The organism is Pseudomonas sp. IT-P44 (assembly GCF_949768225.1).
Lineage (GTDB): Bacteria > Pseudomonadota > Gammaproteobacteria > Pseudomonadales > Pseudomonadaceae > Aquipseudomonas > Aquipseudomonas migulae.
The window spans coordinates 304,331-330,871 of record NZ_CATKQM010000013.1 but is presented as its reverse complement, the minus strand read 5'-3'; the positions used below and the strand labels follow the sequence as shown (position 1 = coordinate 330,871).

Below are 26,541 nucleotides of genomic sequence, written 5' to 3'. Positions count from 1 at the left end.
TTAGTGGACATTTAACGCCATGAATCTGGAGAAAAGCCCATGAGCAAAAAAATTGCAGTGATCCTTTCCGGCTGTGGCGTCTACGACGGCGCCGAGATCCACGAAAGCGTGATTACCTTGCTGCGACTGGATCAGCGCGGCGCGCAGGTGCAGTGCTTCGCCCCCAACATCGCGCAGTTGCACGTGATCAACCACCTGACCGGCGAAGAAATGCCCGAGTCGCGCAATGTGCTGGTGGAGTCGGCGCGGATCGCCCGGGGCAACATCAAGGATATTCGCGAAGCTGACGTCGAAGAGTTCGATGCGCTGATCGTGCCGGGTGGTTTTGGCGCGGCGAAGAACCTGTCGAACTTCGCCATCGAAGGCGCTGGCTGCACCGTACAACCCGATGTTCTCGCCCTGACCGAGGCGTTTGCCGAAGCGGGCAAACCGGTCGGGCTGATCTGCATCTCGCCAGCGCTGGCCGCGAAGATTTATGGGCCGGGCGTGACCTGCACCATCGGCAATGACGCCGATACCGCCGCCGCGATGAACAAGATGGGCGCCACTCACAAGGATTGCGCAGTGACTGACATCGTTGAAGACAAAGCACGCAAGTTGGTGAGCACCCCGGCGTACATGCTGGCGCAATCGATCAGCGAAGCAGCGTCCGGCATCAACAAACTGGTCGACCGCGTGCTCGAACTGACCCACGAAAACGACGAGTAACACCATTCCCCTGTGGGAGCGGGCTTGCTCGCTCCCACAGGGTTCAGCGTGAAGTTCAGGATTTGCGGGTTAGCCGCGTCAGGATCCGATCCAGCGCATTGGCAAACGCCTGCTTCTCGCGCTCGCCAAACGGCGCCGGCCCGCCGCTCATCTGCCCCTGTTCACGCAAGTCGGTGAACAGGTTGCGCACCGCCAACCGATCACCCATGTTCTGCGCGTCGAACTCCTTGCCTCGCGGGTCCAGCGCCGCCACGCCTTTCTTCACCAAGCGGTCCGCCAGCGGCACATCGCTGCAGATCACCAGCTCACCAGGCACCGCGTGTTCCACCAGATAATCGTCCGCCGCATCCGGCCCGCTCGGCACCACGATCAACTTCACCAGCGCCAGCCCCGGCTTGATCTGCGGCTGCCCGGCCACCAGCACCACCTCGAACTGACGCTTGAGGGCGAACTTCACCACCAGATCCTTCGCCGCCCGGGGGCAAGCGTCGGCATCGATCCACACGCGCATTGTGTTTTTCCCCTTTAAAAGCTTCGCGGGCAAGCCTCGCTCCTACAGGTTATACGCGCCCACAAAAAACGCGCGAATCCTGTAGGAGCGAGCGGTGCGGCGACCCGACTTGCCCGCGAATGTGAGCGCAGCGAATGCTGTCAGGAAACCGGCACCCGCCGCTTCTCCGCCACCCAGCTACGCCCATACAACACAATGATCGCAATGATCGCCACCGCCTGCGCACTCAACGAATACGCATCCGCGTGAATACCCAGCCAGTCGAAGTCAAAGAACGGCACCGGCCGTGTGCCGAAGATCCCGGCTTCCTGCAACGCCTTCACGCCATGACCGGCAAACACCACCGACAACGCGCACAACAACCCGGCGTTGATACTGAAGAACAGCGACAGCGGCAGTTTCGCCGAGCCCCGCAGGATCACCCACGCCAGGCCAACCAACAGCACCAGCGCCGTCGCCCCGCCCGCCAACACCGCGTTATGCCCCGCCGGCCCCGCCTGCAACCACAGGGTTTCGTAGAACAGAATCACTTCGAACAGTTCGCGGTACACCGAGAAAAACGCCAGTGTCGCAAAACCGAAACGGCCACCGCCGCCCACCAGGCTGCTCTTGATGTAATCCTGCCAGGCCGCCGCGTGGCGACGGTCGTGCATCCAAACGCCGAGCCAGAGCACCATGACCGCGGCGAACAACGCTGTCGCACCTTCCAGCAATTCACGCTGCGAGCCGCTGACATCAATCACGTACGCGGCCAGTGCCCAGGTCGCCAGACCGGCCAGCAACGCCAGGCCCCAACCGACGTTGACGCTGCGCACCGCCGATTGCTGGCCGGTGTTGCGCAGGAACGCGAGGATCGCCGCCAGCACCAAAATCGCTTCCAGGCCTTCGCGCAGCAGAATCAGCAGACCGGAGATGTAACTCAAGGACCAACTCAGGCCATCACTGCCCAGCAGGCCGGCAGACTGTTTCAACTTGGCTTTGGCCGCCTCCAGACGCTCTTGGGCCTGGGCCACCGGCAAACCGTCCTGCAAAGACTGACGGTACGCCATCAGCGATTTTTCGGTGTCCTTGCGCACGTTGGCGTCGACGTTGTCCAGCGAGCTTTCGACCAGTTCGAAACCTTCCAGGTACGCCGCCACCGACAGGTCATAGGCTTGGTCGTGATCGCCGGCACGATAGGCCGCGATACTTTTGTCCAGCGTTGCAGCGGTGTAATCGAGCAACTGCGCCGGGCCACGCTTGACCTGCGGCGGTTGCGCACGCTGCGCACGGAAAGTCGCTGCCGCTTGCGGGCCTTCGCCAGCCAGCACTTCGGCCGGAGTCTGACGGGCCAGGTCGGCGATGTTGTAGGTCTTTTCAGATGCGGCTGCGGCCGGATCGGCACTGAAACCGGCGATGTAGGTCGCCAGGTCCCAGCGCTGACGATCGTCCAGCTGGTCGGCGAAGGCCGGCATGTCAGTGCCTTCGACACCCATCCCCAAGGTGTTGTAGATCGCGTACAGGCTCAGGCGATCCAACCGCGCGGCATCGCGCAGATTGGCTGGCGGCGGCGCAAGGCCGACACCGGCAGGGCCATCACCGGCACCTGCATCGCCATGGCAGACCGAGCAATGCTGGGTGTACATCGACGCACCACGGGTTGGGTCCGGTGTAATGATCGGCGCCTGACTGACTTCATAGGCCACCGCCAGCTTCGCACCGAGCTGCCGTGCCTGACGGGAAACGTCCGAGCCGTCCTGCCGCGCAGCGATGGATTTGCGCAGAGTGCCGACACCCTGCTCCAGCACCGCTTTTTCCGGCTTGGCCGGCAGGCCGGCGATCAGGCCTTGCAGCACCTGGCTGAATTCCAGCTGCTCGCGGTATTCAGACTCATTGATGACTTTGCCGGCCTCGACCGACTCCGGGTAATCGGCGCCGATGTAATCAAGCAAATGCAGCGCTTGCGGCGCACCTTCTACGGTGTCGGCCAGCAGATTGGAACTGCACAAGGCAAACAGCGGCAATACCAGCCAGGCCAAGAAACGGGACGGGGCAGTCATGAATGAATCTCAATTGGAAATACGAAGTAACACATTGTTCACTTCGAATGAGTTTCGCTCAAGCTTTGTTGTCTGAAACGCCGTCGCAGACCTCGATTGGTGCTTTTTCCAGATGATGGCATTTTTCTGTTTAGCAGCAATCAAAAAGCCATTACTGCGCCACCTTCCCTGTCTATAATGACGAGCCCTCAATTGATCGATATGGCACTCAAAGCTCCTTTGCTCATGAGGAATTGGCAGGACGCCCGTCTGCGCCGATAGGTCCAAAAAGCCCGACCAGCAAGCGTGGCTGATCACCATTCACGGAAGAAGTACCTATGGCCTCCCGCGCCCTTGCAGTGATTGCGGTCAGCGCTGTCACGCTCCTCTCCGGCTGTTCGGTGTTTCGCAACTACGACTCGGAGCTCGCACAAACCAACATGCAGCTGGCTTCCGGCAATATCGATGCGGCGCTGACCCTGCTGGAAAAGAACAACTTCGGTGCAGACAAGGACCTCCTCTACTACTTCGAGAAGGGTGAACTGCTGCGCGCCAAGGGCGATCTGTCTGGCAGCCAGAACGCCTGGAACAGCGCCGATGTCGTGGTCGGTCAATGGGAAGAGTCGGTCAAACTCGATGCCGGCAAGTACCTCGCTCAGTTCGGCAGCTTCCTGGTGAACGACAAGGTCCGCCGCTACGAAGGCTACGACTACGAAAAAGTCATGCTGACCACGCAAATGGCCCTGAATCTGCTGGCCGTCAACGACTTCGACGGCGCACGTGTCGCGATCAAGAAAACCCACGAACGTGAAGCGGTGATCGCCGACCTGCGCGACAAGGAATACCTCAAGAGCGAAGAGGAAGCCGATAAGGTAGGCATCAAGACCGAGTTAAAAGACTTGTATGGCTATCCCGTCGCCAGCCTCGACGCACCTGAAGTGGTTGGGCTGAAAAACAGCTACCAGAGTGCCTTCAGCCATTACCTGGCCGGCTTCATCTACGAAGCCCTGGGCGAAAAAGGCCTGGCCGCACCGGGTTACCGCACAGCAGCCGAACTGCGCCCGAACACTCCGCTGCTGGAGCAGGCATTGAAGGATCTGGACCAGAAAAGTGCCGAGGACGAAGACAGCGACATCCTGATCGTCGTGCAAAGCGGGCTGGCGCCGGCCCGGGGTTCGATCCGCTTGCCACTGACTCTGCCGATCAGCGCCGGCGTGGTGATCGCTCCGCTGTCCTTCCCGGTCATCAAGCCAGATACCTCCACCGCCCCGCTCACCCAGATTGGCGTGGACGGTCAGCAACTCACCCTGACGCAACTCAACAGCATTACCACCATGTCCCGCCGCGCACTGCGTGACGACATGCCTGGCATCATTGTGCGCACCACTGTTCGTGCGGCTACCCGTGGCGTGGCGCAGGAAAAGATCCAACAAGTCAGCCAGTTGGCGGGCATGGCAGTCGGTTACAGTTCAACCGTGCTCGAAGGTGCCGATACCCGTACGTGGCGCACCCTGCCGGACAACACCCATGTCGTGCGCCTGCGCCTGAAGAAAGGCGAGCACCAGGTCGCGGTTGGAACGACAGTGCTCAAGATCACCGTTGACCAGCGCTATCAAGTCATCAGCCTGCGCGCCGTGGGCAACCAGGTCTTCGCCAGCGGCCTGGCCGTTCACGCGACCCCGAGCGCCAGCCCGACAGCCGTGGCCAGCTTCAAACAACTTTAATTACGGAGTCTTCCCATGCGCTTCAAACTCATCGCTGTCGTCATCCTGGCCTTGTTGGCCGGTTGCGCCACAACAGCCGCCAGCAAGGTAGTGGCCTTGGGCAAGCTAAGGGACATTGAGGTCGACGCCATGCGTGTCGCCCGGGAAAACGGCTTCATTACGGTCAATACACAGCTGAGCAACACCAGCTCCGACAACAAGACCTTCTACTACCGCTTTGCCTGGCTCGACCCTGATGGCTTCCCGGTTGCCGAAGAAGAAACCTGGAAGAGCCAGATGATGTACGGCGAGCAGACCCGCTTCATTCAGGCCATAGCGCCCACCCCCAAGGCCGTGGATTTCCGCCTGGAAATCAATACGCCTTAACACCCTATTCGTTCAGCTTCAGAGAGCATTCCCATGTTTGTACGCTTTTCGATGATTGCCGCTATCGCCCTCCTGGCCAGTGGTTGCGCCAGCAACCACCCACCGACCCTGGGCAGCAAGAACACCAGCTATGGCGACACCAAGGCTGTGGAAACCATCACCAACGAGTTCAGCTCCACCGACCTGCAGATCATCGCCGAGTCCATGACCCGCTCTCTCGCCCAGTCGGGCATTCTGCGTGGACGCCCGGTGGTCCAGGTCTACGACGTGAAGAACAAGACCAGCGAATACATCGACACCCGTGAAATCACCACCACCATCAAGACCCAACTGATGAAATCGGGCACGGCACGCTTCTCCAGCGACAACGCCGACATGCAGAACCAGGTTGATCAGATCCAGCTGCAAAACCAGAGCGGTCTGTACAAGAAAGCCACCGTGTCCAAGATCGGCAACATGATCGCCGCCAAATACCGCCTTGAAGGTTCGATCAGCTCGATCGTCAAGCGCAGCAGCGAGTACAAGGACGTCTTCTACAAATTCAGCCTGCAATTGATCGACGTTGAAAGCGGTCTGGCCGAGTGGATGGACGAAAAAGAGATCCGAAAAACTACGGAGCATTAATCAATGCGCGCATGGATTGGGATGATGGCCCTGGCTTGCACGTTCAGCGTGCAGGCGGCCCCGAAAGTCGCAGTAACCGACCTGGCATACGAGGAGCGCGTGGAGCAGTACATCCACACCGTTTCGTCCAAGGACAATTACCGCGAGGGTGAGTACAGCTCCAGCGGTTCTTCGAGCTACGACTCGTTCGAATCCAAAACCAGTTACATCGAGCAAACCGAGCTGCGCAAATTCACCGGCGACATCAAGGGCCAGATGCTGCGCTCCGGAATGTTCCAGCTGGTGCAAGGCAAGCCGCACACCGCCGAGTCCAAAGTCGATATCTATGACGTGATCGAGCGGATCAAGGCCGGCAACTTCGAGGGCGCCGACTATGTACTGTTCGGCACCTTGTCGGACGTAGACTTCAACAGTGATGTCAACGAGATACCCAACACCAACAGCTATTCCTCGGTGCTGGCACTGACCCTGGTGGCGGATTTCAGCCTGATCGACACCAAAACCTTCGAAATCACCTCGGCCTTCACGGCGATGGGCGAAGGCCAGGACACCAAGTTGACGAACCATCGGGACGCGAAGATCTCACAGAGTCGCCCACGGTTGGTACGTGAGGTGTCCAAGTCCCTGGGGGAAGATGTGGCTCGTCAGTTGAGCGAACAACTGGGTGGCAGCGGGAATGAGCAGCAAGAGCAGGCGCCGTTGAGCAATAACCTGCCAGAGGATACAGAGCCGGTCATTTTGCGCTGATCCCTTGAACGAAAAAGGCGACCTCAAGGGTCGCCTTTTTTGTGCCTGACGGTTTTACACCGCCGCTTTGCGCAGCGTCGCCATAAACGCTGCCGCTCCAATGAACAGCCCGGCAAACGTGCGGTTCATGCGTCTTTGCTGTTTGGGCGTGCGCAACATGCGCAGCACTTTGGACGCCAGCCCGGTGTAACCGGCCATGACGATCAGGTCAACGCAGACCATGGTTACGCCGATGATCAGGTATTGAACCAGTAATGGCGCATGCGGATCGATAAACTGCGGCAACACCGCCAGCATGAACACCAGGGCCTTGGGGTTGCTGATGTTGACCAGGAAACCGCGGAACACCAGGGCCATCGGCTTGCCGATCTGACGCACCGCCGCGTCATCGCTCATGTCGCTGGGCAACGCGCGCCATTGCTTGATCGCGAGATAAACCAGGTACGCCACGCCGAACCATTTGATCGCATAAAAAGCGCTGGCCGACGCTGTGAGGATCGCGCCGACACCGGCGCCGACAATCGCGATCTGCACCGCCAGGCCCAATTGCAGGCCCAGGGCATTCCAGTAACCGCGCCAGAAACCGTATTGCAGACCGCTGGACATCGACGCAATAGCGCCGGCACCGGGGGACAGGCTGATCACCCAGCAGGCGGCAAAAAACGCCAGCCATGTTTGAAGCTCCATCGCACACCTCGACTCGGACTCGTAAACAGATGTCTAAGCTAATGCGGCTTTGGGCCGATGACCATCGTTTTTTTTGCAGGATATTGCGGCGACCGACCAGCGTTTTATGACTCGAGGGCCCCTTCGCGAGCAAGCCCGCTCCCACAGTTGATCTTGGCGAACACAAATCATGTGAACCACACGGACCTAGTGTGGGAGCGGGCTTGCTCGCGAAAGCGGCATGTCAGGCAACGGAAGGCTTACTTCTCGAACCCGCTCGAAGGGAGCACATCAGTCCCACGCCAGCGTCGAACCGAGCGCTGGAAGAACAGGCTGTTAGGCACCTGAACCATCGCACTGCCGGTCCCAAGCTCTTCAGCTTCGATCAACGTGGTGTAAAGCAGATTGATCGCCACCACCCGACCTTTGACGCCAGGCTTGTCAGTGGTGTCCACCAACTCGACCACATCGCCGAGGCGAAACGGGCCGACGGTGAAGATCAGGATCGCGCAGAGCAGATTGGAGAGCACGCTCCACATGGCGAAAAACGCCACCGCCGCTACCGCGACGAAGCCGGACAGTGCGGTCCAGAGCACCGTCGCCGACACCCCGAGGCGTTCCAGCACGAAAATCAGCGCACTGCCCATGATCAGCCAGCGCAGACCGCCCCGCAGCGGCATCAGCAACTGCGGCGGAAACGGGTAGCGCTCGCCCAGGCGTGTCAGGCACTTCGCGACAAAGCGCTGGGTGAAGTAACCGGCCAACAGAATCAGCAGGATTTGCACGACGAGCCAGATCGGCTCGACCCACACCGCCGGCAGCGGCAGCTTGAACGCCTCCATCAGGACAGCGCCTCCAGCTCCGCCTGCATGCTTTCCAGCAATTCCAGGGCTTCCATCCAGGCTTCTTCCAGTTCGGCTTCACGCACTTTCAGCTTGGCTTGCTCGGCCAGCAGATCACGCAGGTCGTTCTTGCGCGCCGGCTCGTAAATGTCGCTGTCGCCGAGGCTGGTATCGATCTTCGCCAGCTTCTCGTGGAGCTTGCCCAGCTCGGCTTCGAGCTTGTCAGCCTCACGCTTGTGCGGTGCCAGTTGCTGACGCAACGCAGCGGCGGCCTGACGCTGGGCCTTCTTGTCAGTCTTGTCCGGATTGACCGGCGTGGTGCTGACCGGGGCGTTGCGCTGACGGTAGTCGACCAGCCAACGGGCGTAGTCTTCCAGGTCGCCATCAAACTCCTCGACCTTGCCATCCGCCACCAGATAGAAATTGTCGGTGGTGCTTTTGAGCAAATGACGATCGTGGGAGACCACCAGTACCGCACCGCTGAATTCCTGCAGAGCCATGGTCAACGCCAGGCGCATTTCCAGGTCCAGGTGGTTGGTCGGTTCGTCGAGCAGCAACAGGTTCGGCCGCTCCCAGGCGATCAACGCCAGGGCCAGACGCGCCTTCTCGCCACCGGAGAAGTTCAGCACGGGCTCGTCGATGCGCGCGCCGCGGAAGTCGAAACCACCGAGGAAGTCGCGCAACGTCTGCTCACGCTCGGTTGGCGCCAGACGCTGCAAGTGCAGCAACGGGCTGGCCTTCGAGTCGAGGGAATCGAGCTGATGCTGGGCGAAGTAACCGACGACGGTGTTCTCGCCACGGGTCAGCCGACCGGCCAGCGGCGAAAGCTCACCGGCGAGGTTTTTGATCAGGGTCGATTTACCGGCGCCGTTGGGGCCGAGCAAACCGATGCGCGCGCCGGGGGTCAGTTGCAGCTTGACCTTCTCCAGCACGGCTTTGTCGCCGTAGCCCAGACGGGCATCGGACAGATCGATCAGCGGGCTGGAAATCTTCGTCGACTCGCGGAAGACGAAGTCGAACGGCGAATCGACGTGGGCGGCGGACAACTCTTCCATCCGCTCCAGCGCCTTGATCCGGCTCTGGGCCTGGCGGGCCTTGGTGGCCTGGGCCTTGAAGCGGGCGATATAGCTTTCCATGTGCGCACGTTGCGCCTGCTGCTTCTCGTAGGCCTGCTGTTGCTGGGCCAGACGTTCGGCGCGGGCACGTTCGAAAGCGCTGTAACCACCGCGATACAGGGTGATCTTGCGTTGGTCGACGTGGGCCACGTGATCGACCACGGCGTCGAGAAAATCCCGGTCGTGGGAAATCAGCAGCAAGGTGCCGGGATAACTTTTCAGCCATTCTTCGAGCCAGATGATGGCGTCGAGGTCCAAGTGGTTGGTCGGCTCGTCGAGCAGCAGCAAGTCCGAGGGGCACATCAATGCCTGCGCCAGGTTCAGGCGCATCCGCCAGCCACCGGAGAAATCGCCGACCTGGCGATCCATCTGCTCATTGGTGAACCCAAGCCCGGCCAGCAGCTTGCGGGCACGAGCGTCGGCGGTGTAACCGTCGGCGCTGTCGAGTTCCGAGTGCAGGCGGGCCAGAGCGGTGCCGTCATGGGCGGCTTCGGCCGCGGCGAGGTCACGTTGCACCTCGCGCAGGCGCAGGTCGCCATCGAGCACGTAGTCGACCGCCAGGCGCTCGAGCGTCTCGATCTCCTGGCGCATGTGGGCGATGCGCCAGTCGGCCGGCAGGAAGCAGTCACCCGAGTCCGGGTGCAGTTCGCCCCGGATCAAGGCGAACAGGCTCGATTTGCCGGCGCCGTTGGCACCGATGAGGCCAGCTTTGTGGCCGGCGTGCAGGGTCAGCTCGGCGTCTTCTAGCAGACGTTGCGGGCCACGCTGTAAAGTCAGGTTCTGAAGTCGAATCATAATGGCGGCGGAGTCTACCAGCTTCGCTCGCAACTGGCGCGAGTAGCACTATGTCCTCTGACCTGTGGAGCTTTTCCCTTGGCACTTACGCCCGTCCCGGCGTTGAAGCCGCGTGCCTGACCCTGCAATCGACGGGGGTGAATGTGTGCCTGTTGCTGTGCGGGTTGTGGCTTGGCCAGCGGGGAGTCGCCTGCAACGAGCATCGACTTCAGCAGCTTCGCAACGTGGCGCAGCCTTGGGACGCGGATGTTGTTCAACCGCTGCGCGCCTTGCGCATGCGATGGAAAGTCGTCGCGACTGAGGACGCCGAACTGAATGCGTTACGCGAACAAGTAAAAACGCTGGAGCTGGAAGCCGAGCGGCATTTGCTGATGCGGCTGGAGCGAGCGGCGTTGAATTGGCCGCAGTGTGAGGCGACCGATTTATCGGCCTGGCTGGAGGGTGTGGCGGCGGATGCCGCCCACCTGGACCGCGACGCGCTGCATCAGCTGCGCGTCGCGGCAACCGGCACTTAGGAAGCGCTGGTTGGGGTGGAGCTGGTGCTCGACGGTGCGACAGGCGTTGGCGCCGTGGTGACTGTCGAGGTGGAGGCTGCTGGTGCAGGCGCGGCCGAAGCGGATGGCGCCGGAGTCGCTGGCTTGGCAGCAATTACCGGGGTCGGCTTGGCAACAGCGGCCGGTTTTTTCACGGCTGGTTTGGCTGCTGGCTTGGCAGCTGGTTTTGCAGCGGCAGGTTTGGCTGCTGGTTTCGCTACGGCAGGTTTTGCCGCGGTGGCTGGCTTGGCAGCGGCGGCAGGTTTTGCAGTCGCAGGTTTTGCAGCAGCAGTCCTGGTAGCGGCCGGTTTGGCAGCAGGTTTCGCAGCAGCAGTTTTAGCCACTGGTTTTGCCGCTGGCTTGGCAGCGGTTTTAGCGGCGACTGGCTTGGCAGCAGGCTTCGCAGCGGCAGTTTTAGCGGCTGGTTTTGCAGCTGTTTTAGCGGCCGGTTTTGCGGCGGGTTTGGCCGCTGCAGTTTTCGCTACGGCCGGTTTGGCAGCAGTGGTTTTTGCAGCCGGTTTTGCGGCAGCTGTTTTGGCAGCGGCTGGCTTGGCAGCAGGTTTGGCAGCAGCAGTTTTAGCGGCTGGTTTTGCAGCCGGTTTAGCAGCGCTGGCAGCGACTGGTTTTTTCGCCGCAGGTTTAGCTGCAGGTTTAGCCGCCGCTTTCACAGGTGCCTTGGCGGCAGGTTTGGCCGGTGCTTTTGCAGCAGCCGGTTTGGCAGCGGCTTTCTTCGCAGGGGCCGCAGCAGGCTTGGCCGCACGCAAGGACAACGCCTTGGCGACAGCCTCTTGTACACGACCGACGCCCTGGGCCAGTTTCAGGCTTTCCTGGGCATCGCGCTTGAGTTGCAGAATGTAGGCGCGGGTGTCGGACTGACGATCCTTGAGGGCATCGAGCACGTCTTCGAGTTGCTGCACGCCGTCCTTCGCCTTGGCTTGTGCCTTGGCTTTGCCGGCCGCCGCAGCGTCCTGCAATTTGGTGCGGGATTTGTGCAATTTCTCTTGTGCTTTTCCGCGCTGTTTTTCCAGTTTGGCGAGCAGTTTTTCAGCATCAGCCAAGGCTTGGGAACAAGCGGTTTCCAAATGCTCGAGCAAGCTGCCCGACAGTTGTTGGAGTAAGTGCAACGGGGTATTTACAGGCTTCTTGGTGGCCGACATGGTTTACCTCCTGGCTGACGTGGGTGCGGCTCATACTAGACCTCTGCTGCTACCGCCGCTAGGGCATGTTGACAGTATCGAAAGCGTCGCGTTGCAACGGATCGAAAATCTTCTGCGCTTACGCAAAACAAGTTCACTGTCGAACGCATTCACACTGGCATAATCTGCCGCATCTCAGGTCGGAGAGTGCCCATGTCGCGCTACCTTTTTTTATCGCTGTGCGTGTTTTTTTCCGTCGCCCAAGCCGCCGAAAAAACCAAGGAAAATGAAGCTCACGATCTCGCTTACAGCCTGGGCGCGAGCCTCGGCGAACGCTTGCGCCTGGAGGTTCCCGACCTGCAACTGCAGGCGCTGGTCGAAGGTTTGCAGCAGGCCTATCAAGGCAAACCCCTGGCCCTGAAAGATGAGCAGATCGAACAGATTCTGACCGAGCACGAAGCGCAGGCAGCCTTGCAGCCGACCCCGCCACAGAGCGAAGCCTCTCTCGAAAAAGAGCATCGATTTCTCGCCGAAGAAAAAACCAGACCCGGCGTTCGCGAACTGGCCGATGGAATATTGCTGACGGAGCTGACACCCGGCACCGGCGTGAAAGCCGGTCCGAATGGCAAGGTTCAGGTGCTGTACGTCGGTCGTCTTCCCGACGGCACCGTGTTCGATCAGAACACTCAACCGCAATGGTTCAGTCTCGACAGCGTGATCAGCGGATGGCGCAGCGCGCTGCAAAACATGCCGGTCGGTGCGAAGTGGCGATTGGTGATTCCATCGGCCCAAGCCTATGGCGCCGACGGTGCCGGCGACTTGATCGAGCCGTTCACGCCGCTGGTATTCGAAGTCGAATTGCGCGGCGCCACCAGCTAAACAGCGGAAACGAAAAACGGCGCGCAAAGCGCACCGTTTTGAGGTGTGGCAGGAAGGGGTTCAGGCCTGAACCGAATCCTCTTCCTTGTGAGCGGTGTGCAGCACTTCGATCAGGCAGTCTTCCAGTTCGAAGCGTTCGTGCAACAGGCCACCCAGCTCCTTGAATTTCTCTGCTACGCATTTGCCTGCGTCACACAGGTCGTTGAACGCGAGCAGCTTCTCGGTGATGACGTCGATGCGCGGGTAGATGGTCTCGGCGAGTTCAAGGCCACGCTTGTCGTTGAAAGCCTTGGCCTCCCCCGTCAGCTGTTCGTAGATCTCGAAGTGCCCGGCAGACACGTAATCGACCAGCACGCCGCAGAATTCCTGCAAAGGCTTGCGGTTCTCACCCAGCGCCTCAGGCTTGGCGCCGAGATCATCATAGGCCCGAACCAGTTCGTGACGTTCCTGCAACCAGCGATCGATCAGCAGATGCACTCCACCCCAGCGTTCCTGAGCATTCTGACAACTTTCGAGCATGGCGGTCTCTCTTCCCTTGTGGGTCATGCTGCTCTACACCTGTCGCACACTTGAAGATCAAGAGTCGGCCAGGCAGAGCGTCATTCGAGCAACATAATTCCAATGACACGTGCGGGCCAGATTATGCCCGCGCGACTGTGGCTTCAAGGTACGCAGCAGATAAAGTTCATACAAGTGTTTAATCGCCGACCAGCGCCCGGTGCGACGACGTGCCGCTGAGCGGTCGCTGACAAGCGATCCAGACCACGCGCAGCAACTGGTAAACACTCACGATCGTCATGGCGATGAAGAAGAGCAGACTCCACTCGGGAAGGCTCAGGTCAAACAGCGTCCAGGAAATCTGTGCGCATTCGGCCGCGCCCTTGAACATCTGCTGCACCACATAAACCAAGGGGGTGCTTGCGAACGGGTCCGCCAGGCTGAGCGAGCACGCTGACAGCTGTTGCACCGGATCGCCTTGCAACAACACCTGACGCCACGCTGTCACCGTACCCGCCAGACTGCACAGCAAACCGAGCAGCCAGTACAGGAACGAACCGAAGCGACCGGGGCCATGAACCGAAGCCATCAGGCAGACACCCGTGAGCACCGCCAGGCAAATCCGCTGTAAAAGGCACAGCCCGCAGGGCTTGAGGCCGACTGCATATTCCAGGTAGTAGGAAACGCCCAACGCCAGCGCGCCGGCAATGAAAACCATGAAAAACAAGGAGCGTGAGCAGGCCAACGTCATGGCTTTTCCGTACCAGTAGAGACAAGTGGTTACGGTAGAGGAAAGCGCGGCAGCCTTTCAAGGCAAGCCAGCAAGGACACTTCAACAGAGGTGTAGGGAATTCCCGACAGAAGCGAGAGGATCAGGTGTAGTCCTCTGTAGGACTTTGCCGTCGAGGCTCTACGAATGTAAGAAAACGTCGCTGCAACACCTACTGCGTGGCGAGGGAGCTTGCCCCCCTCGCCACACAATCAGGCATGAACCGGCGCCGGTAGCGGCGCGGCCAGCAAGCGTTCGTCCAGCAAACCAAGGCCTTCCTGAAACAGCTGGTTGCTGCGCTCGGTGTCGCCCAGTTGCGCCAGCAGCCGAGCCAGCTCGGCACAGGCTTCCGGGTTGCGCTGCACGCGCAGGCTGCTTTCCAGATAGTCCCGGGCCTTGCCCCACAAACTGTTTTGCAGACACAGACGACCAAGGGTCAGCAACAGGCTCGGGTCAGCCGGATGATCCTTGAGCCAGCCCTCGGCGGTCTGCAATTGACGCGCAGAGTCACTGCCGCGAACCAGCCCGTAAAGGCGTGCCAGATGGCTGTCGTAGTTGCGCTTGAGCGCCGTTCGCAGGACCTCTTCGGCCTCAACCTGCGCGCCCAGTTGCCGAAGTTGCTCGGCATACGCCAATACCAGTTGCGGTTCCTGGCGCTGAGCCGAGGTGAGTTGTTGCCAAGCGCGGTTGAGCGACTGCAAACCCACCGTCCCGTCTTCTTCCTGCCGCGCAGCCAGGGACAGGTTTTCGCCCCAGGCCCGGCGCTCAAGTTCGGCCAGCTCGGCCGCCGGCAGGACCTTGTCCTTGCGCAGCTCCGGCAGCAGGCGAATCACCGCTGACCAGTCGCCGCGCTGCTGATGCAAGCGTTGCAACTGGCGCAAGGTCTGTACGTTGTGAGGGTGACGCTCATGCATCGCCTGCAACGTCGAGAGGGCGCCGTCGGTGTCGCCACGGTCGGTCTGCAATTGGGCATGACTCAGGGCAATCGCCAACTCGGCCTGAGGCTGTCGCTCCAGTGCGCGCTCCAGCAGGTTGTCGCTTTCTTCGTAATGACCTTGTTCGTTCGCCGCGCGGGCAGCGCCGAGGTAGTAAAGCAGCGGCTGACGCTCGGCTTCGGCGGCGCGATGCAGATGACGCTGCGCGCTGGCCCAGCGACCCTCAGCCAAATCCAGCTGACCGTGCTCGATCGCCACTTGCACCCGACGACTGCGATTGCGCCGCGACCATGGGTTGACCACGCCGCTGGAGGTCGTCACCAATTCGATCAACGCCTTGATGCCCCAGAACACCAGCCACAGCACCGCCACCAGCGCCAGGGTGGCCCACAGGCTCGATTCGAAACGGAAGCTCTTGTAGGCGATCAGCACGTAGCCGGAATGCTCGGCAATCGCCAGCCCCAACGCGGCGGCAACGGCAATGGCCAGAAACACGATCACATAGAGGCGTTTCATGGCGTGGCCTCCTGCGCGGTGCTTGCGGCAGGTTTGGCCATGGGTTTGATCGAGTCCTCGGCGTTGACATTACGTCGCTCGAGATAGCCCTGAACCGCGCTCAGCGTACCGGTCAGGTCCGGCGTGACCACGGTGACCGGCTGCTTGCTCAGTTCGCCAACCTGTTCGAGCATCACTTTGCTCTGCGGGTTGTCCGGGTTGAAATTACCCTTGAGCACGTCCCGCGCCTCGGCCAGCGCCTGGGTGTAGACCGCAGCCTGACCATTGAGCGCCGCCCACTGCGCCTGCTCCAGCGCCAGGCTCAAGGCCAGGCGCACCTGGCTCAGGCTCTGCCCTGCCAGCAGCGGACGGACATTTTTATCGGCATTGAAATCGATGCGGATGTAACGCGAGATCTGATCCCACCACTGCGCCCAACGACTGGCGCCGTCGCCATCGGCGGTCAGGCCCAGCAGCGAATCGCCCCGGTCCTTGTACTCGGGAGCCAGCTCGGTGAGGCTGACCACCTGATCGCGCAGCGCACCCAGTCGCAGGAACAGGCCGGTGCGATCCGGCTGTTCGGTACTGCGCAAGGCGACCAGGGTTTTCGCCACTTGCTCGCGAGCGGCGAAGGAACCTGGATCGTTCTGTTCACGAAGAATTTCGTCGGCGCCCTGCACCAGCGCCTGAGCGCTGTTGATGTCCTGCAACGCCGAAAGCCGCAGGCTGGCCAGGCGCAGCAAGTGTTCGGCCTCAGCCAGGCGCCAGTCCTTGCGGCTGGCGCCGAGGACGGTTTCCAGGCGTTGATTCAAGCGCTGCTGATCGCCTTGCAGCTGGATCACCAGACGGCTGCGGGCATCGAGTTCTTCGGCGGCAGGCATTTGCTCAAGGCGTGCGCTAAGGCGCTGTTCGTTGAGCTTCAGGCTTTGCGCCTGATCGTTCAACGCCTGCACCTGACTCAACTGCTCCTGCGTATTGGCTTGCAGGTGACGCACCTGCCAGACACCCCAACCGCCCACCGCCACACCGGCGGCGCCCAGCAACAGCGCGACGATTGCCAGCCCATTGCCTCGGCGCTGCTCTGCAGCAGGTGGCGCACTTTCTACCGGTGCATCTACCGGCGCATCGATCAATGGCCGGGAGTCATCTTTAGGCAAGGCTGTTTCGCTCACGTATCCATCCTTTGCATTAGAGAACGGGTTCGGGATGCTCCCGTAACACCGTCAGCAAAGCCGTGGCACTCGCGCCACGACAATCCACAACTGTTTGGGCCCCGGCGGCACGTGCCAGCTCGGCGACCCTGGGGCTTGGTACAAACAACGGCAACTGCGCCAACTGTGGCCAGGCATCGCCGGCCAATTGATACAGATGCTCAAAACCCTGTCCACTGCTGACCACCAGCCCGTTCAAGCGTTCCGCCTTGATCCGCTCAGGCAGTGTTGCCGGCGGATACTGTGGAAGCTTGCGGCGATACAACTCCAGATACTCGACACTAGCACCAAGCTCGCGCAAACGCTCAGCGAGCAACTCGCGGCCACCCTCCCCACGCAGGATCAGCACCCGTGGATCAGGCTGCTCGACAGCCTCGCGCAACGACGCAAGCTCCAGCAAGGCTTCGCTGTCATCACCCTCGGCCGGGAAACTCACGTCCAACCCGTGTTCATCAAGGATCTGCGCCGTCGCCGCGCCTACGCTGAACCACTTCAGGCGAGGTGCTTGCGGCCAGTACTGGTCGACCAGGTCCACCGCGATTCTGGCGGCGGGTTTGCTGACCACGATCACGGCGCAATAACGATCCAGATCCTGAATCACCTGGCGCATTGTGGCAGAGGCCGGAATCGGTTCAATTTCCAAAAGCGGCAAACTGCTGCTGAAAATCCCCGCTTCGGCCAACACAGCGCTCAGCGCCGCCGACTCATCCGCCGGACGCGTCAGCAGCAGGCGCCAGCCCGTCACTCGTGACCTGCCTCACCGTAGACCGCTTTCAGAATGTCGTTGGCACCCTGGCTCAGGAGGTCTTCGGCCACTCGCACACCCAGTGCTTCGGCATCGGCGCGCGGTGCACGGGCTTCGGCGCTGAGCAGCAGACCGCCGCTCGGATCGCCCACCAGGCCACGCAACCAGATCTGCTCGCCTTCCAGCACGGCGTAGCAGGCGATCGGCACCTGGCAACCGCCATTCAGATGTTTGTTGAGGGCACGTTCGGCGGTGACACGGGTGGCGGTGTCCTGATGGTGCAGCGGCGCGAGCAAGGCGTGAATTTCGCGGTCGGCGGAGCGACATTCAATGCCTACGGCACCCTGGCCACCGGCGGGCAGGCTGTCATCGACGCTGATGGCCGAGGTGATGCGATCCTCGAAGCCCAGTCGAATCAGGCCGGCCGCCGCGAGGATGATGGCGTCGTACTCGCCCGCATCGAGCTTGGCCAGGCGCGTGTTGACGTTACCGCGCAGGAAGCGGATTTCCAGGTCCGGGCGACGGGTCAGCAACTGAGCCTGACGGCGCAGGCTGGAGGTGCCGACGATGCTGCCTGACGGCAATTCGTCCAGGCTGGCATAGGTATTGGAGACGAAGGCATCGCGCGGGTCTTCTCGCTCGCAGATGCAGAACAGACCGAGGCCTTCCGGGAAATCCATCGGGACGTCTTTCATGGAATGCACGGCGATGTCGGCTTCATTTTCCAGCAGCGCGGTTTCCAGCTCTTTGACGAACAGGCCCTTGCCGCCGATTTTCGACAGCGGCGAGTCGAGCAGCTTGTCGCCACGACTGACCATGGGCACCAACGTCACGAGCAGCCCCGGATGGGCCTCTTCCAGACGGGCTTTGACGTATTCGGCCTGCCACAGGGCGAGAGCACTTTTGCGGGTGGCGATGCGGATTTCGCGAGAGGACATGGATCAATCCGTACTGAATAGATACGGCAGATAATAACAGCTCAACCAAATCCGCTTTGACTTGAATCAGGAATTGCCTGGCCTCCCTGGCCCCGGACGTCCGGCAATCGGGTGAGAAGTTCGCCTGCGGGTGGCGAATTAAAGCTGTTGCATCATTTTGCGCACACCGGCCACATGGCGTCGGCTGACGATCAGGGCGTCACCGTTCAGGCCTTTGAGGAACAGCTGAAAATGCCCCAGTGGCGTGCGTTGCAGGCGTTCGATGCGTTCGCGGGCGACCAGGGCGTTGCGGTGGATTCGCACGAAACGGTCACCGAATTCATCCTCAAGGGCCTTGAGCGGCTCATCCAGCAGCACTTCGCCGCCTTCATGGCGCAAGGTCACGTATTTGTGATCCGCAATGAAGTAGACCACCTGCCCCAACGGGATCAGTTCAATACCTTTACGGGTACGGGCGCTGATATGGCTGCGCGGGCCGCTGCCGGTTTCGGCGGCGGGACGGGTCAAAGCCGCGAGCTGGACGCGATTGGGGCGTTCGGCTTTTTTCAACGCGTCATGCAATTGTTCTGTACGCACAGGTTTCACCAGATAGCCTACGGCGCTGGCCTGTAAGGCTTCCACGGCAAATTCATCGGGACCTGTGCAAAACACCACGGCGGGCGGGGTTTCGCGTTCACACAATCGTGCAGCCACTTGCAGGCCATCGAGGCCCGGCATGCGGATATCGAGCAGCACGATATCCGGTTTGTGGCTGTCGATCAGTGCCAACGCTTCTTCGCCGTTCGTGGCGCTCGGCTCCAGGACACTGTATCCCTCGAGTTCGCCGACCATTCGGCTCAGGCGCTCGCGGGCAAGGGGTTCGTCATCAACGATCAGGACATTCATATTGCGCTGGATTCCTGCGTGAGTCTCGCACAAGGATAGCGTAGACAGGTGAAGTGACGTCTGTCACCGCGATCCACGCTAAGACTAGCGCGAGGGCCAAAAAGTGCCGCCCGTCCGACTGCTAAATTTTTATTTGCCGGGCAATTGGCGGTTGGCGAGGCATCGCCGTAGGGTTTGCTGATACACAATATGAACACCCCCTCTTCTTATCGTCCGCTGCAGCGCCAGGAAGTGCGCTGATCCTACTGTCCAACTGTAGACGGTTGCCGGCACGTTATTGCTCAATTGAAAAATATCGTTGCGCAATTTCCACAATGCCTGCCTTGAGTATGGGTCGACGCATGAGAAAAAAACGTGTCGACCAGTGTCAGCGACAGGATTGGCAACCCTGTTATTATCCGCCGCAGCTTTCAACGCCATCTTTCTTCAGCCGATACGAGCGAATTCATGAGCACTGACAAGACCAATCAGTCCTGGGGCGGCCGCTTCAGTGAACCCGTCGACGCCTTCGTCGCCCGCTTCACCGCCTCCGTCACTTTCGACCAGCGCCTGTATCGCCACGACATCATGGGCTCGATCGCCCACGCCACCATGCTGGCCAAGGTCGGCGTGCTGACTGATGCCGAGCGCGACAGCATCACCGATGGCTTGAAGACCATCCAGGGTGAAATCGAGGCCGGCCAGTTCGACTGGCGCATCGACCTCGAAGACGTGCACATGAACATCGAGGCGCGTCTGACCGACCGCATCGGCGTGACCGGTAAAAAGCTGCACACCGGCCGCAGCCGTAACGACCAGGTCGCCACCGACATTCGCCTATGGCTGCGTGACGAAATCGACCTGATCCTGGGCGAAATCACCCGCCTGCAAAAAGGCCTGCTGGAACAAGCCGAGCGCGAAGCCGGCAGCATCATGCCGGGCTTCACTCACCTGCAAACCGCGCAGCCAGTGACCTTCGGGCACCACATGCTGGCCTGGTTCGAAATGCTCAGCCGCGACTACGAGCGTCTGGTCGACTGCCGCAAGCGCACCAACCGCATGCCGTTGGGCAGTGCCGCGCTGGCGGGCACCACGTACCCGATCGACCGCGAATACACCGCGCAACTGCTGGGCTTCGACGCCGTGGGCGGCAACTCGCTGGACAACGTGTCCGATCGTGACTTCGCCATCGAGTTCTGCTCGGCCGCGAGCATCGCAATGATGCACTTGTCGCGGTTCTCCGAAGAGCTGGTGCTGTGGACCAGCGCCCAGTTCCAGTTCATCGATCTGCCGGACCGCTTCTGCACCGGCAGCTCGATCATGCCGCAAAAGAAAAACCCGGACGTGCCGGAGCTGGTTCGCGGCAAGACCGGCCGCGTCTTCGGCGCACTGATGGGCCTGCTGACCCTGATGAAAGGCCAGCCTTTGGCCTACAACAAGGACAACCAGGAAGACAAGGAACCGCTGTTCGACGCCGCCGACACCCTGCGCGACTCGCTGCGGGCCTTTGCCGACATGATCCCGGCGATCAAACCCAAGCACGCAATGATGCGCGAAGCGGCGCTGCGCGGTTTCTCCACCGCCACCGACCTGGCCGACTATCTGGTGCGTCGTGGCCTGCCATTCCGTGACTGCCACGAAATCGTTGGCCATGCCGTGAAGTACGGCGTGGAAAGCGGTAAAGACCTGGCGGAAATGAGCCTGGAAGAGCTGCGCAAGTTCAGCGACCAGATCGATCAGGACGTGTTCGCCGTGCTGACCCTCGAAGGTTCGGTGAACGCCCGTAACCACATCGGCGGGACCGCTCCGGCGCAGGTCAAACAGGCGGTGGCTCGCGGCCAGGCGTTGCTCGCCAGCCGTTAAACGGTCTCTGTAACACTTGAGCTCGATGGCTGAAAGGCCATCGAGCTTTTTTATGCTCAGGCTGTCGCGCGCCCAACGGCTCCCACCCGCTGCAAAAAGGCAGGCGCCTCGGCCAGCCGGTCAGCGGCGACTTTTTGTACATTCGGGTTATCCGCCAGGCGCTCCAGCAACGCTTTGGCGCCGGGCATGTCGTCGAGGAAATCGACGTTGAACAAACGCTTTCCGACGTCAACAGCCAGATCGACGCTGTAAAGAAAGTACAAATCGGCCAGGGTGAACTGTTCGCCCGCCACGTACGGCGCAAACCGCGCCCGGTGTTTCAGGGCGGCAAATCCCTTGATCAGGTCTCGCTCGGATTTGGCCTTCAGCGCCTCGGGGGTCGGCCTGCCACCAAAGAACACCTCGACATAACAGACTCGCGCCGGCAGTTCGATATACAACTCGATCTCCTTGGCCATGGCTCGAACGCCTGCTCTTTCAAACGGCGTTTGCGGCAACAGTGAAATGCCCGGTTGAGTCTCTTCGATGAAATCGAGGATCGCGTCCGTTTCGCTCAAGAACCCTTGTTCGGTTTCCAGTACCGGCACTTTCCCGCGTGGGCTGACCGCCAGGATGTCCGGGTTCTGGCATCCATGAAACGGAACCGTTTCAAACGGCACGCCTTTCTCCAGGAGTGCCAGTTTGACCATGTTGAAATAATTGCTGGCGGCAAAGCCATACAGTTTGAGCATCGTCGGGTCTCCTTGACCGTGGAGGTTTCCTGATCGGAAACGATCGATGCTCAAAGTAACCAATACCCGGGGCCGTGGAAGAACCCGGTTATTACCGCGTAAGACGCAAATGCCTGAACGGCCCGTCGGACAAGGGCGACGGCCATATGGGACAAAAGATTGCGAATCTTCTGACACACACAATGGCCGCCACTTCTTTATTTCTTGGACGCCACCATCGCCAGGAACGCTGGCATCGCCGCATCCTTGTCCGCCGCAACCCGCTGCACGTTCGGGTTCTGCTCCAGGCGCTCGAGCAATGCCTTGGCCGCTGGCATGTCTGCCAACAGATCAATACCAAACAGCTTGTGGCCCACCGCACAGGCCAGCGGCACGCTGTACAGGAAGTACAAATCCGCAATGCTCAGGCTGTCGCCTGCAACATAAGGGGCAAACTTGCCGTGCCGTTCAAGCGAGGCAAAACCCAGCAGCAATTCGGTTTTGGTCTTGTCCTTGATGGCGTCGGGTAAAGGCGAGCCGAAAAATGCTTCGCCATAACAGGCACGAGCCGGCAGCTCGATGTACAGCTCGATTTCCTTGGCCAGCGCCAGGACCTGCGCGCGCTCGAAGGGATCGCTCGGCAGCAGCGGCGTGCCTTTCTGGCTCTGCTCGATGTACTCGAGAATCACCGAGGTTTCGTTGACAAACCCTTGCTCGACGCGCAGCACCGGCACCTTGCCACGCGGGCTGATGGCCAGCGCCTCAGGGCTCTGGCCTGCATAAAACGGCACTTCCTCGAACGGCAGTCCTTTCTCCAGCAGCGCCAGTTTCACCATGTTGTAGTAGTTACTGACGGAAAATCCATAAAGCTTGAGCATCACGAAGCCTCCAGGCCGTGCGGGGGTTGGCAGTGCCTGTTTATAGAACGCCCGGGGGTTTCTCGCCAGCAGCATCACAGCGCTGAATGCAGGTAAACTGCCCGCCTTACCTTGAGGAGCCTGCCATGAGCGAGCCAACCGACATCGATAGCGACGAAGAAGAATTCACCGAAAATACCCTGATCGAAGCGATCGAAAACCAGATCGAGAGCGACAACCCGCCAGCCGCCAAGGCGACCTTCAACAAGTTGACCCTGGTGGGTTACGAGCGTGAGGAAATCCTCAACCTGATGGCTCACGTTTTAGCGGTAGAAATCGACGCGATCCTCGAAGAAGACCGCGCGTTCAACACCGAATGGTACGAAGCGGCACTGCGTGCCTTGCCGGAATTGCCGCCGGAAAAGAAGTAATCCCCCGCTTAGTGTAGGAGCGAGGCTTGCCCGCGAAAGCTCCACCGCGGTCCCTCTGAAACACCGCGTTACCGTTCTTCGCGGGCGAGCCTCGCTCCTACAAACAATCCCCAGGCCTTTCCCCCAGACCCTGACTACACTGGTACGCACCCCGCTGCCGGGGAATGCTTCCCGAAGAGAAAAAACCCTGTCGTGAGCACTGGACATGCCGCGCGAGTGGGATCACCTTAGGGGCGCTGTCGTCCAATTCCTAGAAAGTCTGGAGTCCTTATGTCGCTTACCCCTGAGTTGGTTGCCGAACTGGAAATCCTCGCACTCTTCAACCTGGACAGTTCCCAGGAAGGTTTGAAAATTCATCAGACCGCTGCCCCGAAAGCCATAGCTGCCGCTCAACGCCTGTTCGAAAAAGAACTGATTGACCAACCCGATGGCGGTTATCTGACCAGCCTGGGTCGTGATGCCGCGCAAAGTGTGCAAACCGTTCTCACCATTCTGAGCGTCCAGGAAACAGCCTGACCCACCGTATCGCCCACGGAAACCCCCGCTACGGGATTTCCGCGGGCACTCTTCGATACGAACTGTCGCCCAACGATAGAAATCTGACGCCAAAAAAAAACAAAATCAGCCTGAATATCCCGGGGCCGAGGCGCTAAACTGCCCCTCATCCTGAGATCCTCCACGTCCGAGCCCTGCGAGCCGGTTTGAGCTGACATGACCCGCACCCATGAAATCCGCCCCGATCTGGACGAGGGAATCGACCGCAAGGTTCTCGGTCAGTTGCGCGCACGTTTTCTAAAGCTCAACGAGGGCCGCATGGCGCGGGCCATGGAAGGGCTGTCGACCCGTCAGCAAGGGGTGTTGACCCTGCTGCCGCTGTTTTTCCACGTCAATCATCCGCTGTTGCCAGGTTACGTTTCCGGAAGCACCCCCGCCGGGCTGTCGAACTTCGAGCCTGACGCCAACGCCCTGGCCGAAGCCCAGCGCCTGACCCGCTCGTTTTCATACAAGCCGCGCCACGGCAGCAATCCACCGCGACCGATTCACGGCCTGTTCCTGATGGGCAGCCTCGGCACCCTGGCGCAGGCCGATCAAAGCGACATGGACGTGTGGGTCTGTCACGCACCGGACTTGAGCGAAAGCGAACTCAACGAGCTGCGTAAAAAATGCCAGTTGCTCGAGACCTGGGCTGCGAGCCAGGGCGCCGAGGCGCACTTTTTCCTGATCGACCCGGCCCGCTTCGTGCTCGGCGAGCGGGACAATCAACTGAGTTCGGAAGACTGCGGCACCACCCAGCATTACCTGCTGCTGGACGAGTTCTACCGCACGGCAATCTGGCTGGCCGGCCGCACGCCCATCTGGTGGCTGGTGCCGGTGTACGAAGAGGCCGCGTACGACCGCTACACCCACACGCTGCTGTCCAAACGCTTCATCCGTGCCGACGAAACCCTGGACCTTGGGCATCTGGCGTACATCCCGCCCGGCGAATTCATCGGTGCCGGGCTCTGGCAGTTGTTCAAAGGGATCGAGTCACCCTACAAGTCGGTGCTCAAGCTGTTGCTGACCGAGGTCTACGCCAGCGAACACCCCAGGGTTCAATGCCTGAGCCTGCGCTTCAAACAAGCGGTGTTCGCCAACCAGCTCGACCTCGATGAGCTGGACCCGTACGTCGTGGTTTACCGGCGAATAGAGGAATACCTCACCGCCCGTGGCGAATCGGAGCGCCTGGAGCTGGTGCGGCGCGCGTTGTACCTGAAGGTCAATCGTAAACTCACCGGCAGCAGCCGCACCCAGAGTTGGCAGCGCTCGTTGCTTGAACGTCTGGCCCACGAATGGCATTGGGATCAGCGTCAACTGGCGCTGCTTGATAGCCGTAGCCAGTGGAAAGTCCGGCAGGTCAGCTCCGAACGCCGGGCGTTGGTCAACGAACTGAATTACAGCTACCGCTTCCTGACCGAATTCGCCCGCAGCGAACAGACCGTCAGCCTGATCAACAAGCGCGACCTCAACGTGCTGGGCCGACGCCTGTACGCAGCGTTCGAGCGCAAGGCCGACAAAGTCGAGTTCATCAATCCGGGCATCGCCCCGGACCTGGCCGAGGACACCCTGACGCTGGTGCATGCGCCAGACAAGAAAGAATCGGGGCAAACCCAGTGGGGCTTGTACAACGGCAGCCTGACCGCCCTCGAGTGGGAACATTTCGCACCGATCAAGCGCAGCCGCCAACTACTGGAACTGCTGACCTGGTGCCATCGCAACGGCGTGATCGATAGCAGCACGCGCCTGGCGCTGCATCCCGGCGACAGTGACCTGAGCGAATTCGAACTGTTCAACCTGCTCGGCAGCCTGCAACAGAGCATCGCCCTGCCCCTGCCCACGGTCGCCGAAGAACCGCTGCTGCGCGCCAGTGTGCCGAGCGAGGTGTTGATTCTGGTGAACGTCGGCGTCGATCCGCTCAAGCATCACCGCGACCTGAACATTCTGATGACCACCGAGCGCACTGACTCGCTGAGTTACGCCGGGGTCCGCGAGAACCTGGTGCTGACCCTGGATCAGGTCACGCTCAACAGCTGGAACGAGGTCTCGGTCAATCGCTTCGACGGCCCTCACGCCCTGCTCGACTGCCTGCGCGATTACCTCAACAACCTGCCGAACGGCCCACAACAACCCAAGTTGCGAGTGCGTTGCTTCTGCCACAACCGCGCGCAGTTCATTGCGCAACGGGTCGAGGAAGTGATCGACACCGCGCAGAACCTGCTGCTGAGCAAGCTCAATCACCGCTACCTGATTCAGGTCCAGCAGCATTATCACGTGCTGGAATTGGTGCCAGGGCAGGTCAATCATGTCGCCCTCGCCACCCTGCCGGCGCTGTTCGACTACCTCGGCGAAGAGCTGGCGAGCTACAGCCCGCTGCACCCGGACCCAATGGCGCTGGAGGATCAGGACCTGGCACTGATTCTGCCCATGGGTCAGCCCGAGTGCATTCAGGTGTTCTACCGGACTCACGATGACCAGGCCGATCTGTACGTGCTGGATGAATTCAATGCCTTGTGGCAGCAGCGTTTGCCCTATCACGACGAACAAAGCCTGCTGGTGCCGTTGCAACGCTTCCTGCAATCGATCCAGTACCGGCGCGATGCATTGCTGCCGATGGACGCCGCCCAGCCACTGAGCCTCGACACGCTGTATTACCAACTGCTGCCGTCGGGTCCCGGACGAGCGCGCCGTGTCGAAGCCCGACTCGCGCCGCAAACTCCGGTCAACAAGCCGTTCTACGATGTGCAGGCGATCGTCGGCAAAGCCGCACCGGGCAAGGTGCAAGTCACGTTGTATTGCAATCAGCGGGAGTTTTCAGAGCTGGAGCATGGCGACCAACTGTTCAGTGTGGTCGCCCGGGAAATCGTCGAGCAGCGCCGTGAAACCGAACGCTATCGCTGCTACATCACCGACCTGGACCTGTCGGGCCTGCTCGGTGATGGTCAGAGCTCAAGCAATTTGTACCTGCGCTACAAGGCCGATCTGGAGCGCGCATTGAATGACGCGCTCGAGCTGGTCTGAGGCAAG

General features: G+C 60.6%; 26 protein-coding genes and 1 pseudogene. 11 read left to right on the top strand and 16 right to left on the bottom strand.

The genetic code is table 11. The annotated features are described in order from the left end of the window. The first annotated feature begins 39 nt into the window (after positions 1-39). Positions 40-708 carry an isoprenoid biosynthesis glyoxalase ElbB gene (gene elbB / locus ACM6IO_RS08520; RefSeq protein WP_192227492.1) on the top strand — a complete coding sequence of 223 codons (669 nt, stop codon included), beginning with the start codon at positions 40-42 and terminating at the stop codon, positions 706-708. A 55-nt stretch (positions 709-763) separates the two neighbouring features. Here elbB and ACM6IO_RS08515 read toward each other — a convergent pair whose 3' ends face one another. Continuing rightward, entirely contained in the window at positions 764-1,219 is a 456-nt protein-coding gene (locus ACM6IO_RS08515) for a YaiI/YqxD family protein (protein ID WP_192227491.1), read from the bottom strand. 140 nt (positions 1,220-1,359) lie between these two features. Next, on the bottom strand, positions 1,360-3,258 hold the full coding sequence (locus tag ACM6IO_RS08510) for a cytochrome c/FTR1 family iron permease (RefSeq protein WP_192227490.1): 1,899 nt from the start codon (positions 3,256-3,258) through the stop codon (positions 1,360-1,362). 317 nt (positions 3,259-3,575) lie between these two features. Between ACM6IO_RS08510 and ACM6IO_RS08505 the strand changes: the two genes are divergently transcribed. Genes ACM6IO_RS08505 through ACM6IO_RS08490 form a run of 4 tightly spaced genes read left to right on the top strand, consistent with a single transcriptional unit; the run spans position 3,576 to position 6,698 of the window. Next, positions 3,576-4,961 (top strand): COG3014 family protein, encoded by a 1,386-nt coding sequence (locus tag ACM6IO_RS08505; RefSeq protein WP_414911283.1) that lies wholly within the window; start codon positions 3,576-3,578, stop codon positions 4,959-4,961. A gap of 15 nt (positions 4,962-4,976) precedes the next feature. Then, on the top strand, positions 4,977-5,327 hold the full coding sequence (locus ACM6IO_RS08500; protein ID WP_192416648.1) for a YcfL family protein: 351 nt from the start codon (positions 4,977-4,979) through the stop codon (positions 5,325-5,327). Between the two features lie 33 nt (positions 5,328-5,360). Beyond that, complete coding sequence (gene lpoB / locus ACM6IO_RS08495; RefSeq protein WP_008040656.1) at positions 5,361-5,951, top strand: penicillin-binding protein activator LpoB; 591 nt, start codon at positions 5,361-5,363, stop codon at positions 5,949-5,951. A 3-nt stretch (positions 5,952-5,954) separates the two neighbouring features. Next, complete coding sequence (locus ACM6IO_RS08490) at positions 5,955-6,698, top strand: hypothetical protein (protein ID WP_008040655.1); 744 nt, start codon at positions 5,955-5,957, stop codon at positions 6,696-6,698. A 54-nt stretch (positions 6,699-6,752) separates the two neighbouring features. On the opposite strand, the gene ACM6IO_RS08485 is transcribed toward ACM6IO_RS08490, so the two are convergent. The 3 genes from ACM6IO_RS08485 to ACM6IO_RS08475 all read right to left on the bottom strand — a co-directional run bounded on the left by ACM6IO_RS08485 (position 6,753) and on the right by ACM6IO_RS08475 (position 10,116). Then, on the bottom strand, positions 6,753-7,385 hold the full coding sequence (locus ACM6IO_RS08485) for a LysE family transporter (RefSeq protein WP_008024319.1): 633 nt from the start codon (positions 7,383-7,385) through the stop codon (positions 6,753-6,755). Positions 7,386-7,624: 239 nt separating this feature from the next. Beyond that, complete coding sequence (locus ACM6IO_RS08480; protein ID WP_008024322.1) at positions 7,625-8,206, bottom strand: mechanosensitive ion channel family protein; 582 nt, start codon at positions 8,204-8,206, stop codon at positions 7,625-7,627. After that, positions 8,206-10,116, bottom strand: coding sequence for an ATP-binding cassette domain-containing protein (locus ACM6IO_RS08475; RefSeq protein ID WP_192227485.1), 1,911 nt, complete (start codon positions 10,114-10,116; stop codon positions 8,206-8,208). Before ACM6IO_RS08475 ends, ACM6IO_RS08480 begins: the two co-directional genes overlap by 1 nt. A gap of 50 nt (positions 10,117-10,166) precedes the next feature. Between ACM6IO_RS08475 and ACM6IO_RS08470 the strand changes: the two genes are divergently transcribed. Beyond that, positions 10,167-10,631: a TIGR02444 family protein gene (locus ACM6IO_RS08470; protein ID WP_414911282.1), complete on the top strand. Its 465-nt coding sequence runs from the start codon at positions 10,167-10,169 to the stop codon at positions 10,629-10,631. Here the strand turns inward: ACM6IO_RS08470 and ACM6IO_RS08465 are convergent. Continuing rightward, positions 10,628-11,806 (bottom strand): AlgP family protein, encoded by a 1,179-nt coding sequence (locus tag ACM6IO_RS08465; protein WP_414911281.1) that lies wholly within the window; start codon positions 11,804-11,806, stop codon positions 10,628-10,630. The two genes, ACM6IO_RS08470 and ACM6IO_RS08465, sit on opposite strands and share 4 nt — an antisense overlap. 192 nt (positions 11,807-11,998) lie before the next feature. Between ACM6IO_RS08465 and ACM6IO_RS08460 the strand changes: the two genes are divergently transcribed. Beyond that, positions 11,999-12,664: an FKBP-type peptidyl-prolyl cis-trans isomerase gene (locus ACM6IO_RS08460; RefSeq protein WP_414911280.1), complete on the top strand. Its 666-nt coding sequence runs from the start codon at positions 11,999-12,001 to the stop codon at positions 12,662-12,664. A gap of 60 nt (positions 12,665-12,724) precedes the next feature. On the opposite strand, the gene rsd is transcribed toward ACM6IO_RS08460, so the two are convergent. The 8 genes and pseudogenes from rsd to ACM6IO_RS08420 all read right to left on the bottom strand — a co-directional run. After that, positions 12,725-13,183 (bottom strand): sigma D regulator, encoded by a 459-nt coding sequence (gene rsd, locus ACM6IO_RS08455; RefSeq protein ID WP_150631439.1) that lies wholly within the window; start codon positions 13,181-13,183, stop codon positions 12,725-12,727. A 178-nt stretch (positions 13,184-13,361) separates the two neighbouring features. Continuing rightward, a complete protein-coding gene (locus ACM6IO_RS08450) occupies positions 13,362-13,913 on the bottom strand; it encodes a disulfide bond formation protein B (RefSeq protein WP_192227481.1) in 552 nt (183 codons plus the stop codon). Positions 13,914-14,143: 230 nt separating this feature from the next. Further along, positions 14,144-15,382 carry a heme biosynthesis protein HemY gene (locus ACM6IO_RS08445; RefSeq protein ID WP_192416641.1) on the bottom strand — a complete coding sequence of 413 codons (1,239 nt, stop codon included), beginning with the start codon at positions 15,380-15,382 and terminating at the stop codon, positions 14,144-14,146. Continuing rightward, positions 15,379-16,533 (bottom strand): uroporphyrinogen-III C-methyltransferase, encoded by a 1,155-nt coding sequence (locus tag ACM6IO_RS08440; RefSeq protein ID WP_192227479.1) that lies wholly within the window; start codon positions 16,531-16,533, stop codon positions 15,379-15,381. Before ACM6IO_RS08440 ends, ACM6IO_RS08445 begins: the two co-directional genes overlap by 4 nt. A 16-nt stretch (positions 16,534-16,549) precedes the next feature. Further along, positions 16,550-17,317, bottom strand: a complete 768-nt coding sequence (locus ACM6IO_RS08435) for a uroporphyrinogen-III synthase (RefSeq protein ID WP_223450036.1) — start codon at positions 17,315-17,317, stop codon at positions 16,550-16,552. Further along, on the bottom strand, positions 17,314-18,255 hold the full coding sequence (gene hemC, locus ACM6IO_RS08430) for a hydroxymethylbilane synthase (protein ID WP_008040638.1): 942 nt from the start codon (positions 18,253-18,255) through the stop codon (positions 17,314-17,316). Before hemC ends, ACM6IO_RS08435 begins: the two co-directional genes overlap by 4 nt. Before the next feature lie 138 nt (positions 18,256-18,393). Next, positions 18,394-19,140 carry a LytR/AlgR family response regulator transcription factor gene (locus ACM6IO_RS08425; RefSeq protein ID WP_008024350.1) on the bottom strand — a complete coding sequence of 249 codons (747 nt, stop codon included), beginning with the start codon at positions 19,138-19,140 and terminating at the stop codon, positions 18,394-18,396. Continuing rightward, positions 19,137-19,346, bottom strand: a pseudogene (locus tag ACM6IO_RS08420) (sensor histidine kinase); the annotation flags it as partial. The gene ACM6IO_RS08425 and the pseudogene ACM6IO_RS08420, both read right to left, overlap by 4 nt. 241 nt (positions 19,347-19,587) lie before the next feature. Here ACM6IO_RS08420 and argH point away from each other — a divergent pair. Next, on the top strand, positions 19,588-20,982 hold the full coding sequence (gene argH / locus ACM6IO_RS08415; RefSeq protein ID WP_008024352.1) for an argininosuccinate lyase: 1,395 nt from the start codon (positions 19,588-19,590) through the stop codon (positions 20,980-20,982). A gap of 56 nt (positions 20,983-21,038) precedes the next feature. On the opposite strand, the gene ACM6IO_RS08410 is transcribed toward argH, so the two are convergent. Further along, complete coding sequence (locus tag ACM6IO_RS08410) at positions 21,039-21,713, bottom strand: glutathione S-transferase family protein (RefSeq protein ID WP_223450037.1); 675 nt, start codon at positions 21,711-21,713, stop codon at positions 21,039-21,041. A gap of 197 nt (positions 21,714-21,910) precedes the next feature. Then, entirely contained in the window at positions 21,911-22,570 is a 660-nt protein-coding gene (locus ACM6IO_RS08405) for a glutathione S-transferase family protein (protein ID WP_414911279.1), read from the bottom strand. A gap of 125 nt (positions 22,571-22,695) precedes the next feature. Here ACM6IO_RS08405 and ACM6IO_RS08400 point away from each other — a divergent pair, with 125 nt between their 5' ends. The 3 genes from ACM6IO_RS08400 to ACM6IO_RS08390 all read left to right on the top strand — a co-directional run bounded on the left by ACM6IO_RS08400 (position 22,696) and on the right by ACM6IO_RS08390 (position 26,535). Continuing rightward, a complete protein-coding gene (locus ACM6IO_RS08400) occupies positions 22,696-22,980 on the top strand; it encodes a hypothetical protein (protein WP_008024357.1) in 285 nt (94 codons plus the stop codon). A gap of 270 nt (positions 22,981-23,250) precedes the next feature. Next, positions 23,251-23,496, top strand: a complete 246-nt coding sequence (locus ACM6IO_RS08395; protein WP_008024358.1) for a TIGR02647 family protein — start codon at positions 23,251-23,253, stop codon at positions 23,494-23,496. Between the two features lie 195 nt (positions 23,497-23,691). Next, positions 23,692-26,535, top strand: coding sequence for a class I adenylate cyclase (locus ACM6IO_RS08390; RefSeq protein WP_414911278.1), 2,844 nt, complete (start codon positions 23,692-23,694; stop codon positions 26,533-26,535). The last annotated feature ends 6 nt before the right edge of the window (positions 26,536-26,541 follow it).